The organism is Agrobacterium sp. InxBP2 (genome assembly GCF_026191755.1).
Taxonomy (GTDB): domain Bacteria; phylum Pseudomonadota; class Alphaproteobacteria; order Rhizobiales; family Rhizobiaceae; genus Agrobacterium; species Agrobacterium pusense.
Window position 1 is genome coordinate 309,903 of the sequence record NZ_JAINDY010000034.1, and the last position, 15,420, is coordinate 325,322.

Consider the following 15,420-nt stretch of genomic DNA (forward strand, 5'->3'; position numbering starts at 1 on the left):
AATCCTTGGGACAAAACCAGGGATGGCGAATGGAAAATGCCCGACGCTCAAGGAAGGCAAACGGCTGCACCGCGCTCAGAGCGACGCCAAAGGCGATCACTTGCGCAGAACGTGCAGCATGCCCTTGCGTTTTGCATCGTAATAATAACCGCGCGCGTAAAGCCTGACGGCGTTGTCGCGGTCGTTGCCCGCTACCACCCATGCGCCGCGTAAATATTTTACGGCGTATTTGAGATTGGTTTCGGCGTCGAACAGGCCCGAGGCGGGGCCATCGAAGCCCATGGAGCGTGCCGTAGCGTGCCTGATCTGCATCAGGCCGAAGTTACCGCTGTTATAGGCGCCGGGATTATACCGGCTTTCGCGCTGCACCACGCGATGAACCAGATCTTCCGGTACATCATACATGCTGGCGTATTTGGAAATCAGCCCGCTCAGTTTTTCGCGTCCGGCAGGTGGCGTATTAAGCGGCGCAGTCATCGCTTCATTCTGCCGGATGGCGGCAAGGGCGGCGTTGGTCGGCCCGGCGGCATAGGCGAGAACGGTGCTGTCCGGCTTGGGCAGCGGAATGACTTTGCGTTCGGCCGTCAGTTCGGTGCCGATGGAGGGTGAGCCGGGCGGCGGCGGTGCCGGCGGGAAGCTGCCCTTGACGGCAACCACCTGCGGCAGATCGGCCGCGGCATTATGGGAGGCAGGTTTGGCCGCCGCAGCCGCCGTTTCGATGGCTGCCGCCGCGGGAGCGGCGCTTGCCGGTGCGAGTGCTGCGGCCGCGGTGGGTGCAGATGCCGCCACGGCGGCTTGGGCGACCTCGGTCTGCTGCGGCTGCATCTGGGCAGTGATCGCAGCGGCGGCAGCTATTTCGGAAGCCGGCGGCAGCGCCACGCGTCCGCCCTTGACGGCGACGGCTGTGGGAAGTGCTGCTGCCTGAGAAGAGGCTGCGGTTTCGGCGGTCTGAACCGATGCAGCTGTCGGGGTTGCTGCTGCGGCCTCGGTCGCTGCCGGCTGCGCGGATGTCGACGCAGGAGTGGTCGCGGGGTTGACCGTTGCGATTTTAGGGCCCTTTGGCCCATCCTTCGCGGTATATTCGACGCTGGTGCATGCGCTCAATGCCAGTGCCAGACCCACGGTGGAAGACAGAAGAAGTGTCCTTCTTCCGCGGAATTTGCCCGAATTTCGCATGTTGCCGCCTTCGTTATGCCTGTCTTTCGATACCCCCGCGTCGAGCGAAGCAGGCAGTGTCCCGTCGAGCTTCATTAACCTATTGTAAGGAAAGCGGCAAGCCGGGAGGCGACTTGCAGTGTTTCAGGCCGCGATGCGCCTGTATCCGGCGCTGACCGCGCGGCCGGAAATAAAGTGCGTGCGGTACTTCTGGCGGATTTTCTTGTCGCCAGACATGCGCCGCACCAGTGCCAGAGTCGATTCGGGAAACAGCCCCTGCACGATGAGAATGGCCAGAGCCAGAAGCAGGACTGCGGCCTGCGCCACGGCAAACGTCTCTACCGCATTGCCGGTGGTGGAGATGAATTGCGGCAACAGCGCCAGGAAGAAGGTGAAATAGCGCGGTCTCAGGGCAGCGGTTGCGTAACAATCGCGGAACGTTCCGCTCCCGGACTTGCCAGCCAGATTGTCATTATCGGCATTGGCCGCCTGGGCGGCGGGAGTGGCGAAAGTCCACAGGAAAAACAGCATCAGCCAACCGAGCCCGGCCCATTGCACGATTTCCACGAAAGACTGCGGCATATAGGCAAAGCCGGCCACAGGAATGGCTGAAATCGTCATGGCGGTTACGATACCGAGAGCGCCGCCGCTGACGGAAGCCAAAAGCGTCTTTTTGCCGCGGATGGCGGCATAAGAGGCGACAGAAAATACAAGGGGAGAGGGGAGTGCGAACACCACGGCACATGCTGCGCAAAAAATCAGCCAGGCCTGTCCAGACATTCTCTTCCTCCTTGCCCTCCCTGTCGCCGTCTTATTTTAGCCTACCGTAAAATCAGGCCGCTGTGAACGGCTGACCGACATGTTCCATCACTTCGGTAAACCATTTGGCAGAGAGGTCGAAATGCTTTCCGCCCTTGATACGCGGAAATTCGATGGTCCGCAATTTGCCATTCTGGTCTTCGTCGTGGCCGGTTACACCGGAGACCTTGTTGAGTGCGCTTTCCACGGCGAGATCGACCATGCCCTGGATGAGGCGCAGATCGTCGCCATTGGCGGGGGCAGAGCGGGCGAAATAGCCCGATTTCTGCACCATGGAGCGTTCCGCGCCGATGAGGCTGGCAAACTGCTTCTGGAACCAGCCGCCGACATTGATCGTGTCGATCTTCACATGGCCGAAGGCATCGCGCTTTACCGCTTCGCCGGAAGCCTCGCGTTCAGCGACGATGGAATCGAGGCCGGCACCTTCGGAGACGAACAGCGTGACGTAGCCATGTCTGTCCATGATTTCCTTCAGGCGCTCGGCTTCCGCTTCGATGTCGAAGGCCATTTCCGGCAGGTAGATGCCGTCGATGTTCTTCATCTGCGTGTTCATCATCAGGCCTTCGACATATTCGTTGCCGTTGGTCTTCTGGATATAGGCACGGGCGGTAGCCGCCGTCAGCCAGCCGCAATGGCGGCCCATGACTTCGTGGATAACGAAGGTTTTGGGGGCTGCGCTCTGCTCGTTGCTGACATTGTCGAAGAAGGACGCGCCGACTTCGGCGGCCGTCCAGGCGCCAAGCGACTGCTTGATCGGAACCACGTCATTGTCCACCGTCTTCGGCAGACCGACGACGGTGAGGTCGTAGCCGTTGGCGCCGAGATAGGCGGCGAGGTCCGCTGCGGTCGTATTGGTGTCGTCACCGCCGATGGTATGAAGAATGGTGACGCCGTCAGCCGCCAGCCGCTCGGCAGCGACACGAAGCGGATTATCGCCTTCCTTGACGAGGCCGCGCTTGGCGCAATCGGCAGCGTTGGTAAGCTTGACGCGGCTGTTGCCGATCGGCGAGCCGCCGTAACGATGCAGCAGATGCGCCTTTTCCCGCATGTCTTTGCTGATTTCGATGCGATCACCCAGAAGCACGCCCTGATAACCGGAGCGGTAAGCGATGATGTCGATCTCAGGCGCTATATCGCTGTATCGTTCGATCAGGCCGCCCACGGCCGAAGAGAGACAGGGCGCAAGGCCACCCGCGGTCAGCATTGCGACTTTCTGTTTGGCCATCATGGCTCTCCTTTTGCGTATACTCAAACACATGTCTGGACATGTCTGGCAAATGGATGCGACAGCCGCGTGTAGGTGTAAAGTGAATTTATCAAGAAAAACGCCGATTTCTCGCGCTTTTTCAGCGGCTTGACCTGACCGGGCAAATATAATCGTTTCAATAGGCCCATTGCCGACACGGGCCCAGGCCCTGTGGAAAACCCGGAGTTCCGTTCACCCCGCTATCTTGTTCCTGAAGCAAAACTGTCGCAAAGATGAATAAAAGTTAATGCCGCTTACCCGCTGTGGATATTGCATTCGCGGCAATATCCCGTCATGCTTGCGGTCATGATGTTCGATTTCGCCTGTTTGCAAATTTCATCCCTGTGGGAACGGCTGCTCGGCGCAATCGGCGACGCGGCAGGCAACGCGCTTGGTCGCGTGGTGGAAGCCATCCGCACCCTGTTCGAAGGTGATCCGGAAACGCGCCGCAAGGTCTCTTTTTCCGTGGCCATTATCGCGCTTTCCGCCAAGATGGCGAAGGCCGACGGCATCGTCAACGATGCCGAGGTGCGGGCCTTCAGGCAGATTTTCGATTTTCCGGAAGAAGAAGCCAAAAACGTAGCCCGTCTTTATAACCTCGCGCGTCAGGACGTTGCGGGTTACGAAGCCTATGCGGAGCGGCTGGCCGGTCTTTGCGGTTCCGGTCACGATAATTGCGAGATGCTGGAAAGCGTCATCGACGGCCTGTTTCATATCGCCAAGGCGGATGGCCTGATCCACGAGCGTGAGCTTGCCTTCCTCGGCCGTATCGCGGAAATCTTCCATATCACCGAAGATCATTTCGAAACGATCATGGCGCGGCATGTGCATATGGATGGGCGCGATCCCTACCGCGTGCTCGGTGTTTCGCCGTCCGACGACTTCCTGGATATCCGCAAGCGTTACCGTTCGCTGGTGGCGGAGCATCATCCCGACAAGCTCATCGCCCGTGGCGTTCCCATGGAATTGCATGCGGCTGCGAATGAGCGTATGGCGGCTCTCAACGCCGCCTATGCGGCCATCGAGAAAGAACGCCGCGTCGCATGAGTGAATGTCTGCCGGATTTTACCCCGGATTTCGGGGGCGCAACTGTTGCGCCTTCGCCTAATCACGGCGAGAGGATCGGCGTGCCCGGTCCCGATATCATTCTTCTTCATTATACCGGCATGACGACAGCCGATGGCGCTCTGTCGTGGCTCTGCAATCCCGAAAGCCAGGTATCGAGCCACTACTTTGTTTTCGAAGACGGGCGCATCGTCCAGCTTGTGCCGGAGACCCGACGTGCATGGCACGCGGGAAAAAGCTCCTGGGCCGGGGACGAGGACATTAACTCCCGCTCCATCGGCATCGAAATCGCCAATCAGGGTCATCCCGGCGGGCTGCCGGAATTCCCCATGGAGCAGGTGGAAGCCGTCATCGAATTATGTCGCGATTGCGGCCAGCGGTGGCATATCGCCCCTGAAAGGGTGCTTGCCCACTCGGACGTGGCGCCGATCCGCAAGGTCGATCCGGGCGAAAAATTCCCGTGGGACATCCTGTCGCAGCACGGTGTCGGCCATTGGGTTGAACCCGCGCCAATCCGCGGCGGGCGTTTTTTCCAGCGCGGCGACCATGGCCAGCCCGTCGAAGCGCTGCAGTCTATGCTGTCCATCTATGGTTACGGCGTTGAAATAACGGGCAATTATTGTGAAAAAACCGAGGGCGCCGTGGCGGCGTTCCAGAGGCATTTCCGGCCCGCACTGGTGGATGGCATTGCGGATTTTTCCACCATTGACACCCTGCACCGGCTGATTGCCAGCCTGCCGAAATTTTCGGTCGCCTGAACGCAGTTTCTGGAAAACGAATCCCGGTTTGCCGCGCTCCGCAAGTCGCTTTTTTTGGGTTGCCACAGTTAATCCGCATTGAGGAAGTTTAAGAACAGCACTGTATGCGGTGACGTTCTTCAGGGGAACCTGCCGTCAATATCAATCAAGGAGACCGGACAGCGGAGAGTCGCGATCGACTTTCCGGGCGTTGACTAATTGTGCCGATTCATTGTTCCGGTCCTCCGATCTGGAGACTTTTTCTACATATGAACAGGGTTGTTGTTGCTGTCGTAGTGGGTATTGCTGTACTCGCTTCGCAGGCGGGGATTGCTTTTGCCAAAGATGAAGACGTGAAGACCAAGACCGTGACGCTGGAGAATTTCTTCCGCAAGCCCGGTTATCCCATGCCAGAAAAGAGCCTGCCTTCTTCGCTCAGGAACGATTATTCCGATCTGATCGTCAAATATGCCAAGCGTTACGGCGTTCCCACCAATCTGGCGCATGCCGTGGTTTCGGTTGAAAGCAAGTTCAACCCCAAGGCTCGTGGCAGCGCCGGCGAAGTCGGGCTGATGCAGATCAAGCCGGCAACGGCGCGGATGATGGGTTATCGCGGCACGACCAAGGCGCTGTACGACCCCGAGACCAACATTCGCTGGGGCATGCAATATCTGGCGACGGCGCATCAGTTGGGCGGCGGTCAGGTTTGCAGCACGATCCTGCGGTACAATGCCGGCCATGGCGCTACCCGCATGAACCCGGTCTCCAAGCGTTATTGCGGCAAGGTGCAGGCGCTGCTGGCCGGCTGAGGCCTCCATCGTCTGAGAAATTGCGAAAAGCGATTCCGCTCCCACCCGTCATGCTGTAGTCAGAAGCAAAGCTGATACGGAGCATGACATGCCTGATTTCAAATATATCGTCGTCGGGGCCGGGATGATGGGAGCGGCTGCGGCGCGGCATCTCTCAGTGCAAACGGATGACGTGGCGCTGATCGGCCCGGGTGAACCCGCCGATCCCAAGACCCATAAGGGCGTGTTCTCAAGCCATTACGACGAGGCGCGCATCACTCGCGGGTTTGACGGTGATCCCGTCTGGGCGGAACTGGCGCAACGTTCCATCCACCGTTATGCCGAGATCGAGGCTAAGAGCGGCATCCGCTTTTTCACCGAAGCGGGCTGCCTGTTCACCGGCAACGGCAAGGGTCTTGCCGGTGATTATGTCTCGCGCGCCCTTTCCTCGGCCGACCGTCTAGGCCTCGGCATAGAGACGCTGGGCCATGATGTGCTTGCCGACCGGTTTCCGATGTTCTCCCTGCCAGCCGATCAAGGCGGTTATTTCGAGGCGCGGAATGCCGGTCACGTCAATCCACGGGCCCTGGTGAAAGCGCAGTGCGCCATTGCGGAAGCGCAGGGCGCACGGTTGCTGCGCGAGACGGTGACGCATATTCGCGATACCTCCCGTGGCGTTGAGGTTTCGACCCGCGAAGGGGCCATCCACACCGCCGAAAAGGTCATCGTAGCCGCCGGCGGTTTTACCAACATGGCAGAACTTCTTCCATCGCCGGTCGATATGGCGGCAACGGGCCGAACCATCGTGTTTTTCGAGCTGGACGAGGCAAGGCAGGCCCTGTTTGGAGCGATGCCATCCACCATCGTCCTCGCGGAGACCGAGGACGACATCGTCTACATCCTGCCGCCGGTGCGTTATCCCGACGGCAAGGTCTATCTGAAGATCGGCGGCGAGAGCGAGAAGGGCAGGCTGGAAACGCTGGCTGACGCGGTTGGCTGGTTCCATTCGGACGGCACGCCTGAGGAGGTGGAGTTTTTGAAGAAGCGGGCGCTATCACTGATGCCGGAGCTTGCCGGCTGCCCCGTGACCTCCGGCTCCTGTGTCGCCTCCATCACCCGCAGCGGCTATCCCTACATCGGCTATACGCAATCTTCCAACATCGCGGTTCTGACCGGCGGCAATTTCGTTTCCGCCAAATCTTCGGACGAAATCGGACGGCTGGGAGCCGTGCTGCTTTTGAACGGTCAGCTGGCAGAGGATGAGTTCGCCGCCGAAATGGCCCCGGTTTTCGTCTGACATTTTCGGGCGAAGCGGCTAAAAGGTTTCGACGGAAGTGAGCGGGTAAAGAGGGGCGGCATGTCGGGACATTTCAAATATATCGTCGTGGGCCGCGGCATGATGGGCGCCGCCGCCGCCCGCCATCTGGCCGAAACAGTGGATGGCGTCGCGCTGATCGGTCCCGGTGAGCCTGCAGATATAAAATCGCATCAAGGCGTCTTCGCCAGCCATTATGACGAGGCGCGGATTACCCGCACCATCGATGGCGATGCCGACTGGGCGTTGCTCGCCAACCGTTCCATTGCACGTTATGGCGATATTGCCACACGCAGCGGTGTCGAGTTTTACGCGCCGGTCGGCTGCCTGATGGTTGGGCCTGAGCGGGGCGGCGCCAATCCCTTTGTCGATGATGTTCTGAAGGCGGCTGCTCGGCTCGGGGTTTCCACGGAACTCCTGGATGACCAGAGCCTGAAAAGCCGCTTTCCCTATTTCTCCTTTGAACAGAGCTGCGAAGGCGTCTTCGAGAGGGAAAATGCCGGTTACGTCAATCCCCGCGCGCTGGTGAAAGCACAGGCCATACTGGCGGAAAAGGCGGGTGTTACGCTGATCGACGATATCGTTGTTTCCACCCGGGAAGAAAGTGGCCGGGCATCGGTTCATACGGCATCAGGTGCGGTTTACACCGCAGACCGGGTGTTGGTGGCGGCTGGCGGCTTCTCGATTACCAAAGATCTGTTGCCCCAGCCGGTAGCGCTGGATGTCTATGCACGCACCGTTGCTTTCTTTGAGATAGATGGGGGTGATCTGGATCAATATGCCGGCATGCCGTCGCTGATCTACGAGCCGCGCGATACGACAAAACATATCTATCTTCTGCCGCCGGTCCGCTATCCCGATGGCAAATTCTACCTGAAGATTGGCGGCGATCCCGATGACAAGCGGCTCGGCAGTGATCCGGAAATCCGGGAATGGTTCCATTCCGGCGGACGTGAAAGCGTGCGGGATCATCTCGCTGACATCGTCGGAACGCTGGTGCCTGCCATCGATCTCTCGCGTGTCTCGATGGCCGCCTGTGTCGTCTCCAAAACCGGCAGCGGTTATCCGGCCATTGGTTTCACAGCCTCGCCGCGCATTGCGGTCTTGACCGGCGGAAACGGCACGGCGGCCAAGAGCTCCGATGAGATCGGACGGCTTGGCGCGTTGCTGCTACGAGACGGAGAAATCGCCGACGGTGCTTTCTCGACGGATTTCAAACCCGCATTTCTTTAATCTTGGCCGTCGCTTTTCGGTGGCTTTCGCTGCGGAACATGGTTATGCAGCCCATGCCAGTTGGCCGGGCAGCCGCGCTTTACCAATGTCGAAAGACGGTAAGGTGAGGAAAGTCCGGGCTCCACGGAAATACGGTGCCGGATAACGTCCGGCGGGGGCGACCCCAGGGAAAGTGCCACAGAGAGCAAACCGCCATGCATCCGCATGGTAAGGGTGAAAGGGTGGGGTAAGAGCCCACCGCGCTTCTGGTAACAGCGGCGGCAAGGTAAACCCCACCGGGAGCAAGACCGAATAGGGATGACACGGGGCGGGCGAAAGCCCGTTCACAGCCGGTTTCCGGGCCCGTCATCCGGGTGGGTTGCGCGAGGCGGCATGCAAATGCCGTCCCAGATGAATGGCTGCCACGTTCCGGGTCAAACCGGGGCCATACAGAACCCGGCTTACAGGCCAACTGGCGAATTTTCCTTCCGAATTTCGGCGAGGATCATCCCTCGATGATGTGGGGAACGTAACGGGAGAGATTTGCCGTGATGGGCGAGGCGTCCTCCCTGATGCCGAGCCCGCAGGGTCGGTCGGCGACGATCCAGCTGCCGAGCACGGCGTATCCAAACTCGCTCTTGAACAAAGGCGCGTAGGCTTGAAAAACATATCCTTCCTGACCGTAACCGCCTGGCGCCGAGAATATCTCCCGACCGTTTTGGTAAAGGCTCACATTTTCGCCTTCACGCGAGAGAAGTGGCTTCACCACGTAATCCCGTAGTTCATTTATTGCCGGATCGTCGACGAAGAAACTCGGTAGCAGATTTGGGTGATTGGGGTGGCGCCGCCAAAGCATGGGCAGCAGGCCTTTGTTCGATAACACGGCCTTCCATGCCGGTTCGACGAAAACGCCACTTTGTTCGGGCAACTGGGCGGCGAACGACTCGCGTAACATATATTCCCAGGGATAAAGCTTGAAGCAGCGCTCGATGACACGACTTTGGAGGTCGGCATAACGCCCGCTCGCATCGATGCCTATATCCCTGATGTCGAGAAACTGGGCGCGGTGGCCGGCCTGAATGGCGCAGTCCATAAGGTAAATCGCCGTGCCGCAATCTTCTTGATCGTCGCTCACCGCCGCGAAATGGAAAATCCTGTCTTTCGAGAATTGCCCGAAGGCCTCGATGAGAGCCTCCTGAACCGAGTTGAATTGGTCTGTTTGCGTCGGCAGGTTTCCAAGGGCAACCTGATCCGTCAGCCAATTATATTGAAAATATCCCGTTTCGAAGACGGATGTGGGCGTATCGGCGTTGTATTCGAGCAGTTTTGCAGGACCGTGTCCGTCGTAGGCAAGATCGAAGCGACCATATAGGTGCCGGTCACCCCGCCGCCAGGAATTCCGGATCATATCATGATGATCGCGAGGAATGGCGAGGCGGGCCAGTGCCTCCTCGCTGTTTACGATGTCGGCGACCAGATCCATGCACATATCGTGCAGAACCTGGCTCGGCTCTTCGATCTCGCGCTCGATTTCATCGAGCCCGAAGCAATAGGCAGCATCATCCACCCAATAAGGCTCGCCATGCATTTCGTGAAAGGAGAAGCCAACGGCATTGGCTTTCTCGCGCCAATCCGGGCGCGGCGGAACTGTGATGCGCCGCATGTCAGCTTCCGGAGAAGGAGTGACCGCCAAATCCGCCACGGCCCTTGACGTTCGTTTTGGCGTTGAGCGTCTTCACGTCATTTGCCAGCGCGCCGCTTGGACCGCCTCCGAACGAGCCGCCGTTCTGTTCGCCCGCTCTCACATTCGGCGTGACGAGATCGCCGTTGCGTTTTCGATAGGCCGACATCGCGCCCGAGGAACCCGATGTGCCGTTTTTCTGTCGGCGTCGATAATCGCTATAGTCAGCAAAGTTCTCGACGGACCGAGGCATCACAAATCCGGCTGGTGAAGGCGTGAAAACGCCGGTGCCGGTGGGGTTGGTGGAATTGAGATTTTGCTTCAGCTCAGAGCAGTTTCCCGCACCGTATTCCATCTCGCACGCGACCATATTGCGAAATCTCGGTGCGGTTGCGAGGTGATGTTGGCTGGCGTCTTCGGATGCCGCCTGGCAGGCCTTGGGATAAACACCTGAGGCGAGGCATTTTTCCACTGAGGTATAAAGTACCTCTTCGTCCGGTGAAAAAGCCATAAAGAGGCCTATTGCGGCAATCGTACCGAGCGCAAGACGCGGATGTTCTGTCACGTCCAAATACATGTCCGTTCCTCAATAGGCCATGCAGGCGGCGTTCAGAATCCCGATGACCACAGCGATGCCGCCACTCCAGAGCCCGGCCGCCACATTGTCCTCGGTTATCTTGAGGTGCAGGTCGGTCATGCTGAGCTTGGCGATGTAGAATGCAAGAACCTGAACCAGCAACCCGATCACTGCCCAGATCACATAGTCGGGAAGGCTGACGGAGTTGGCAGCCGCCGAGGCCAGCGGCAGGCTGAAGCCGATCAACGCCCCCAAAAAGGCGACGACGGCGGCAATGTTGCCGGCCTTGATCAACTCTCCTTCGCGATGGGGAGTAAGGCGGGTGTAAACGGCGGAAAAAGCTGCGAGGCAGAGCAGGGTGGTCAGAAAATAACTTATGAAGGCAGGCAAGCCTGCCACGTAATTCAACATCATTATCTCACAATGAAAAACACAACTTCAGAAATCAAAATCAATTGAAAGTTTAAAAAGTCAACCCGTCGCCGTGTTGTTGTTGAGGGAGAATGACGGTTCTGGCTGAAGCGCACACGTGTGTCGCTCCGGCACAAACCGGGCCGCAGCAATTGATCTGTCGCAAAATGCTATGGATGGTCGATGCCCACCGGCTGCGGTTTCCCCTGGCGGCGTCAGCGCACTTGAGAGATTTAATTGACGTATGTTCCGCGTGAACTGGCAAGCATTTGTTTCTCAATCAGAAAATGGGCACGTTGGCCCAGGCTTTCATCGTTTTGATGTCGTATCGGTTCGCAAAGTAAACCATTCGTTAAACTTAACGGCTTATGAATTTCCGATGCGAAGGCGGTATCGTGCCGGCTTCATCCCATTGACGCCCATAGTGTCCCATGGTATCCCAAATGCACACCACATTGGGTCGTGTTTTTGACCCGCAATCGCTGAAACGAGTGAGGAGCCTGCAAGGGGCTGCTGCAGGGCATGTCGCCCTGGCGCTTGGCGATGTGTCGTGCGTACCGGTGTCGGCTGCGGGGCGGATGAATCGCTTTGCGGCATGCGGTTTTGGCGAGTTGAGTAATGGACCGCTTTTTATCGAACGTGACGAACAGGATCGACGCCAAGGGGCGCGTTTCGGTTCCGTCTCCGTTTCGTTCGGTGCTGGCCAAGCGCGGCGTTCAGGAGCTTTACTGTCTCCAGGATTTTGCGTTTCCGGCAATCAGTGTCGGCGGTCCGGATCTGCTGGAGCGCTACGAGCGGCAGATTGCGTCCATGGATGCCTTCTCGCCGGAAGCGAACGCAATGTCGGTGCTGGTTCACGGCGGCGGTGTTTTCATGAAGCTCGACCAGGAAGGTCGATTGATGGTGACGGATTTTGTGCGGGAATTCACCGGCATCTCTACCGAGGTCACCTTCGTCGGACGAGCGGATCATTTTCAGCTTTGGCAACCGGATGCGTTTTTGGCGGCGCAGGCGGAAGCAAGAGCGGGGCGCGGTTTTTCGGCTGCTCGCCCCGCCTAGGACGGGGACACTCAATGGCGGCGAATTCTGGCGGACGATCTTCTGATGCCGATGGCGGACCTCAGCGCCATATCCCCGTGCTGCTTCGTGAAGTCATCAGCGCGCTTGAACCCGCCCCCGGCAAAATTATTCTGGATGGCACTTTCGGCGCCGGCGGCTATACCCAGGCCATTCTCGATCACGGCGCAAATGTCATCGCACTAGACCGCGATCCAACGGCGATCTCCGGCGGTCAGGCAATGGTCGCAGCCAATGGCGGCCGGCTTTCGCTCATCCAATCGCAATTTTCCGATCTCGCGAAACATGCGCCCGAGGGCGGCCTTGATGGCGTCGTTCTCGATATCGGCGTATCCTCCATGCAGATCGACGAGGCCGAGCGCGGTTTTTCCTTCCAGAAGAACGGCCCGCTCGACATGCGCATGTCCGCTTCCGGCGTTTCGGCAGCCGATGTCGTCAACCGCGCCAAGGTTGGTGATCTCATCCGCATCTTCGGTTTTCTCGGGGAAGAAAAGCAGCCGGGTCGCATTGCCCGCGCCATTGAGAAGAAGAGGGCGGAAGAGCCTTTCCGCACCACGCGCGATCTGGCGGGCCTGATCGAGATCGTCACGCCACGGAAAGCCAAGGACAAGATTCATCCGGCAACGCGGGTCTTCCAGGCGCTGCGTGTTTTCGTCAATGATGAGCTGGGTGAGCTGGCGCAGGCATTGTTTGCCGCCGAGCAGGTTCTGAAGCCCGGAGGTCGGCTGGTCGTCGTCACCTTCCATTCGCTGGAAGACCGTATCGTCAAGAAATTCTTCTCCGACCGTTCGGGCAAGGCAGCCGGTTCCCGGCATCTGCCGATGGTGGAGGACAAGCCCTCCATTTTCGAGAATATCGGCAAGCCGATGATTGCTGCCAGCGACGAGGAGGCGGAGCTCAATCCGCGGGCCCGTTCGGCCAAGCTCCGCGCGGGCCTGCGCACCACGGCACCGGCGCGCGCTGCGGATTTCTCGATATTCGAGCTTCCCGATCTCGCCAGCCTTGAAAAGATGGGAGGCTGATATGCTGCGCACTTTCGATGTCATCTTGATGGGGGTCATGGTCGCTGCGGCGGTCGTGACCTATTCGATCAAGCACAAGGCCGATCTCAAGCTTGAGGAGGTCCGCAAGCTGGAGGCGGAAATCAAGCTTGAGAAAGATACGATCGATCTCCTGCGCGCTGACTGGGCGCTGCTGACGCAGCCGAACCGTCTGCACCGTCTCGTCAATGCCTATCAAACGGAACTCGGTCTTTCGCCGACACTGCCGACGCAACTGGCGCAGCCGCGCGAGCTGCCGATGCTGCGTTCGCAATTGCCGCAGCCTCCCGAGCCTGAAGGCATGAGCGTCGAGGATGTCATCGCCGCTGCCGTCAATGGCTCCAAACCCGGCGCGACGCTGGGTGGCGCTTCCAAGCCAAAATCACCGCCGGCAGGCCAGATTGCCGTCAACGGCGTGCCGGTGCCTACGCCGCGTGCCCGTGTTTCTCGCCCGGCACCGGCACCCGTGCCCGTTGCCTCCGCCACCGCCGGTGATGAAACCGACATGGACGACACGATAACAGGATCGGTGAACCGCTGATGTCTTTTCTCTCCCGCGCCATGGTTTTGAAGAGCAAGGCTCACTTTTCCGCCAGCACGACCGGCATCCACACCGATCATGCGGCGTTTGAAGGCGCGCGCAAGAAGCGCGCGGCGCAGGCGAAAAGCCGCGTCGGCCTTCTCATTTTCGGTTTCGTCGCCTTTTACGCCGTCGTCGGCGGCCGTCTGGTGCAATATGGCATGGCAGAGCAGGAGACGGTGTCGAGCATCGCGCCGGCCGACAGGCTGATGGCGTCGCGCCCTGATCTTCTCGACCGTAACGGCGAGGTGCTGGCCACCGATATCCGCACCGTCTCGCTGTTTGCCGAGCCCCATCGTATCGTCGATATTGACGAGGCCATCGAAAAGCTGCGCACCGTCCTGCCGGATCTCGACCAGCGCACGACCTATCAGAAGCTCTCCTCCAATTCGCGGTTCCAGTGGCTGCGCCGCCAGTTGACGCCAAAGCAGCAGAGCCAGATTCTCGCGCTCGGCATTCCCGGCATCGGCTTCCGTCCGGAAAAACGCCGCTTCTATCCCGGCGGGCCGACCGCAGCGCATGTCGTCGGTCACGTTAATATCGACAACCGCGGTGTTGCCGGCATGGAGCGTTACGTCGACAGCCAGGGTCTTGCCGATCTCACGGCGCTCGGCATGACGAGCGATCAGCCGCTCGAGCCTGTGAAGCTTTCCATCGACCTGCGCGTGCAGTCCATCGTGCGCGAAGTCGTGACTTCGGCCATCACCAAGTTCCAGGCGATCGGCGCCGGTGCCGTGGTTCTGGATGTGCATACCGGCGAAGTGCTGGCCATGGCCTCGGTGCCGGATTATGATCCGAACAACCCGGCCGAAGGCGCGAAAGAAGGCTGGCTCAACCGCATGTCGAACGGCACGTTCGAAATGGGCTCCACCTTCAAATCCTTCACCATTGCCATGGGTCTTGATTCGGGCCGCGTCCGCCTCGGTGATATGTTCGACGCGCGTTACCCGATCCGCATCGGCGGCTTCACCATCAAGGACTTCCACGGCAAGGGCCGCATGCTCTCGGTGCCGGAAATCTTCCAGTTTTCGTCCAATATCGGTACGGCCAAGATTGCCGATACCGTTGGCACCGAAGGGCACAAGGAATTCCTGACGCGGCTTGGTCTTCTCACCCGCATGCAGACCGAACTGCCTGAAGTAGCGCTGCCTTCGCAGCCGCGTGAGTGGAAGAAGATCAACTCCATCACCATCTCCTTCGGCCATGGCGTTTCAACCACACCGCTGCAGACGGCGGTTGCCGGTGCGGCACTCGTCAATGGCGGCAAACTCATCGAGCCGACCTTCCTGCCGCGCACCCGTGAACAGGCGGATCAGGTGGCAAAGCAGGTGCTGAAACCCGGCGCCAGCAAGGATATGCGCTTCCTCTTCGAATGGAACGGCGTCAACGGTTCAGGCCGAAATGCGCGCGTCGATGGCTTCAACGTCGGCGGCAAGACCGGCACGGCCGATAAGGTCGTCAACGGCCGTTATGTGCACGACAAGAACTTCAACGCCTTCCTGTCGGCTTTCCCGATGGATGATCCGCAATATGTGGTGCTGTCCTTCATCGACGAACCGAAGACCGACAAGGGCAATGGCGCGGCACTCGCCGGCACGTCCGCAGCACCCATGGTGCACGATATCATCAGCCGCACGGCGGCGGTGCTGGGTGTGAAGCCGAAGTTCGGCAAGGATGGCTCGGCCTTGCTCGTGTCTTATTGATTGTTAGCTTATGA

At 59.3% G+C, this 15,420-nt stretch carries 15 protein-coding genes and 1 other RNA gene; 10 read left to right on the forward strand and 6 right to left on the reverse strand.

Going from position 1 to position 15,420, the window contains the following annotated elements:
- Nucleotides 1-96 precede the first annotated feature (96 nt).
- The 3 genes from K7A42_RS23280 to K7A42_RS23290 all read right to left on the reverse strand — a co-directional run bounded on the left by K7A42_RS23280 (nt 97) and on the right by K7A42_RS23290 (nt 3,199).
- Nucleotides 97-1,176, reverse strand: a complete 1,080-nt coding sequence (locus K7A42_RS23280; RefSeq protein WP_282456034.1) for a lytic transglycosylase domain-containing protein — start codon at nt 1,174-1,176, stop codon at nt 97-99.
- A 123-nt stretch (nt 1,177-1,299) separates the two neighbouring features.
- Nucleotides 1,300-1,935 carry a LysE family translocator gene (locus K7A42_RS23285; RefSeq protein ID WP_022556608.1) on the reverse strand — a complete coding sequence of 212 codons (636 nt, stop codon included), beginning with the start codon at nt 1,933-1,935 and terminating at the stop codon, nt 1,300-1,302.
- 52 nt (nt 1,936-1,987) lie between these two features.
- Nucleotides 1,988-3,199, reverse strand: coding sequence for a pyrophosphate--fructose-6-phosphate 1-phosphotransferase (locus K7A42_RS23290; RefSeq protein WP_004442813.1), 1,212 nt, complete (start codon nt 3,197-3,199; stop codon nt 1,988-1,990).
- Between the two features lie 327 nt (nt 3,200-3,526).
- On the opposite strand from K7A42_RS23290, the gene K7A42_RS23295 reads away from it, so the two are divergent.
- From K7A42_RS23295 to rnpB, 6 genes are all read left to right on the forward strand, one after another.
- Nucleotides 3,527-4,267 (forward strand): J domain-containing protein, encoded by a 741-nt coding sequence (locus tag K7A42_RS23295; RefSeq protein WP_034498855.1) that lies wholly within the window; start codon nt 3,527-3,529, stop codon nt 4,265-4,267.
- Nucleotides 4,264-5,043, forward strand: coding sequence for an N-acetylmuramoyl-L-alanine amidase (locus tag K7A42_RS23300; protein ID WP_107339236.1), 780 nt, complete (start codon nt 4,264-4,266; stop codon nt 5,041-5,043). The genes K7A42_RS23295 and K7A42_RS23300 overlap by 4 nt, the downstream gene beginning before the upstream one ends.
- Before the next feature lie 248 nt (nt 5,044-5,291).
- The gene (locus K7A42_RS23305) at nt 5,292-5,831 is read left to right on the forward strand and encodes a lytic transglycosylase domain-containing protein (RefSeq protein WP_004442810.1); all 540 of its coding nucleotides are present in this window, start codon (nt 5,292-5,294) and stop codon (nt 5,829-5,831) included.
- Between the two features lie 88 nt (nt 5,832-5,919).
- The gene (locus K7A42_RS23310) at nt 5,920-7,107 is read left to right on the forward strand and encodes an FAD-dependent oxidoreductase (protein WP_113381185.1); all 1,188 of its coding nucleotides are present in this window, start codon (nt 5,920-5,922) and stop codon (nt 7,105-7,107) included.
- A 60-nt stretch (nt 7,108-7,167) separates the two neighbouring features.
- On the forward strand, nt 7,168-8,358 hold the full coding sequence (locus K7A42_RS23315) for an NAD(P)/FAD-dependent oxidoreductase (protein WP_282455957.1): 1,191 nt from the start codon (nt 7,168-7,170) through the stop codon (nt 8,356-8,358).
- Between the two features lie 56 nt (nt 8,359-8,414).
- Nucleotides 8,415-8,817: RNase P RNA component class A (gene rnpB, locus K7A42_RS23320), an RNA gene on the forward strand.
- A gap of 25 nt (nt 8,818-8,842) precedes the next feature.
- Here rnpB and K7A42_RS23325 read toward each other — a convergent pair.
- The 3 genes from K7A42_RS23325 to K7A42_RS23335 are packed head-to-tail and all read right to left on the reverse strand — an operon-like array spanning nt 8,843 to nt 11,006.
- Nucleotides 8,843-10,000 carry a glutathionylspermidine synthase family protein gene (locus tag K7A42_RS23325; protein WP_282455958.1) on the reverse strand — a complete coding sequence of 386 codons (1,158 nt, stop codon included), beginning with the start codon at nt 9,998-10,000 and terminating at the stop codon, nt 8,843-8,845.
- Between the two features lies 1 nt (nt 10,001).
- Nucleotides 10,002-10,595 carry a DUF1190 domain-containing protein gene (locus K7A42_RS23330; protein ID WP_282455959.1) on the reverse strand — a complete coding sequence of 198 codons (594 nt, stop codon included), beginning with the start codon at nt 10,593-10,595 and terminating at the stop codon, nt 10,002-10,004.
- Between the two features lie 9 nt (nt 10,596-10,604).
- Complete coding sequence (locus K7A42_RS23335) at nt 10,605-11,006, reverse strand: DUF350 domain-containing protein (RefSeq protein WP_174150170.1); 402 nt, start codon at nt 11,004-11,006, stop codon at nt 10,605-10,607.
- A 618-nt stretch (nt 11,007-11,624) separates the two neighbouring features.
- Between K7A42_RS23335 and mraZ the strand changes: the two genes are divergently transcribed.
- From mraZ to K7A42_RS23355, 4 genes are read left to right on the forward strand one after another with little or no spacing between them, the layout of a single operon-like run.
- Complete coding sequence (gene mraZ, locus K7A42_RS23340; RefSeq protein WP_282455960.1) at nt 11,625-12,065, forward strand: division/cell wall cluster transcriptional repressor MraZ; 441 nt, start codon at nt 11,625-11,627, stop codon at nt 12,063-12,065.
- A gap of 14 nt (nt 12,066-12,079) precedes the next feature.
- Nucleotides 12,080-13,105, forward strand: a complete 1,026-nt coding sequence (rsmH, locus tag K7A42_RS23345) for a 16S rRNA (cytosine(1402)-N(4))-methyltransferase RsmH (protein WP_044459621.1) — start codon at nt 12,080-12,082, stop codon at nt 13,103-13,105.
- 1 nt (nt 13,106) lies between these two features.
- Complete coding sequence (gene ftsL, locus K7A42_RS23350) at nt 13,107-13,664, forward strand: cell division protein FtsL (RefSeq protein ID WP_004442805.1); 558 nt, start codon at nt 13,107-13,109, stop codon at nt 13,662-13,664.
- Complete coding sequence (locus K7A42_RS23355; protein WP_004442804.1) at nt 13,664-15,406, forward strand: peptidoglycan D,D-transpeptidase FtsI family protein; 1,743 nt, start codon at nt 13,664-13,666, stop codon at nt 15,404-15,406. Before ftsL ends, K7A42_RS23355 begins: the two co-directional genes overlap by 1 nt.
- Nucleotides 15,407-15,420 lie beyond the last annotated feature (14 nt).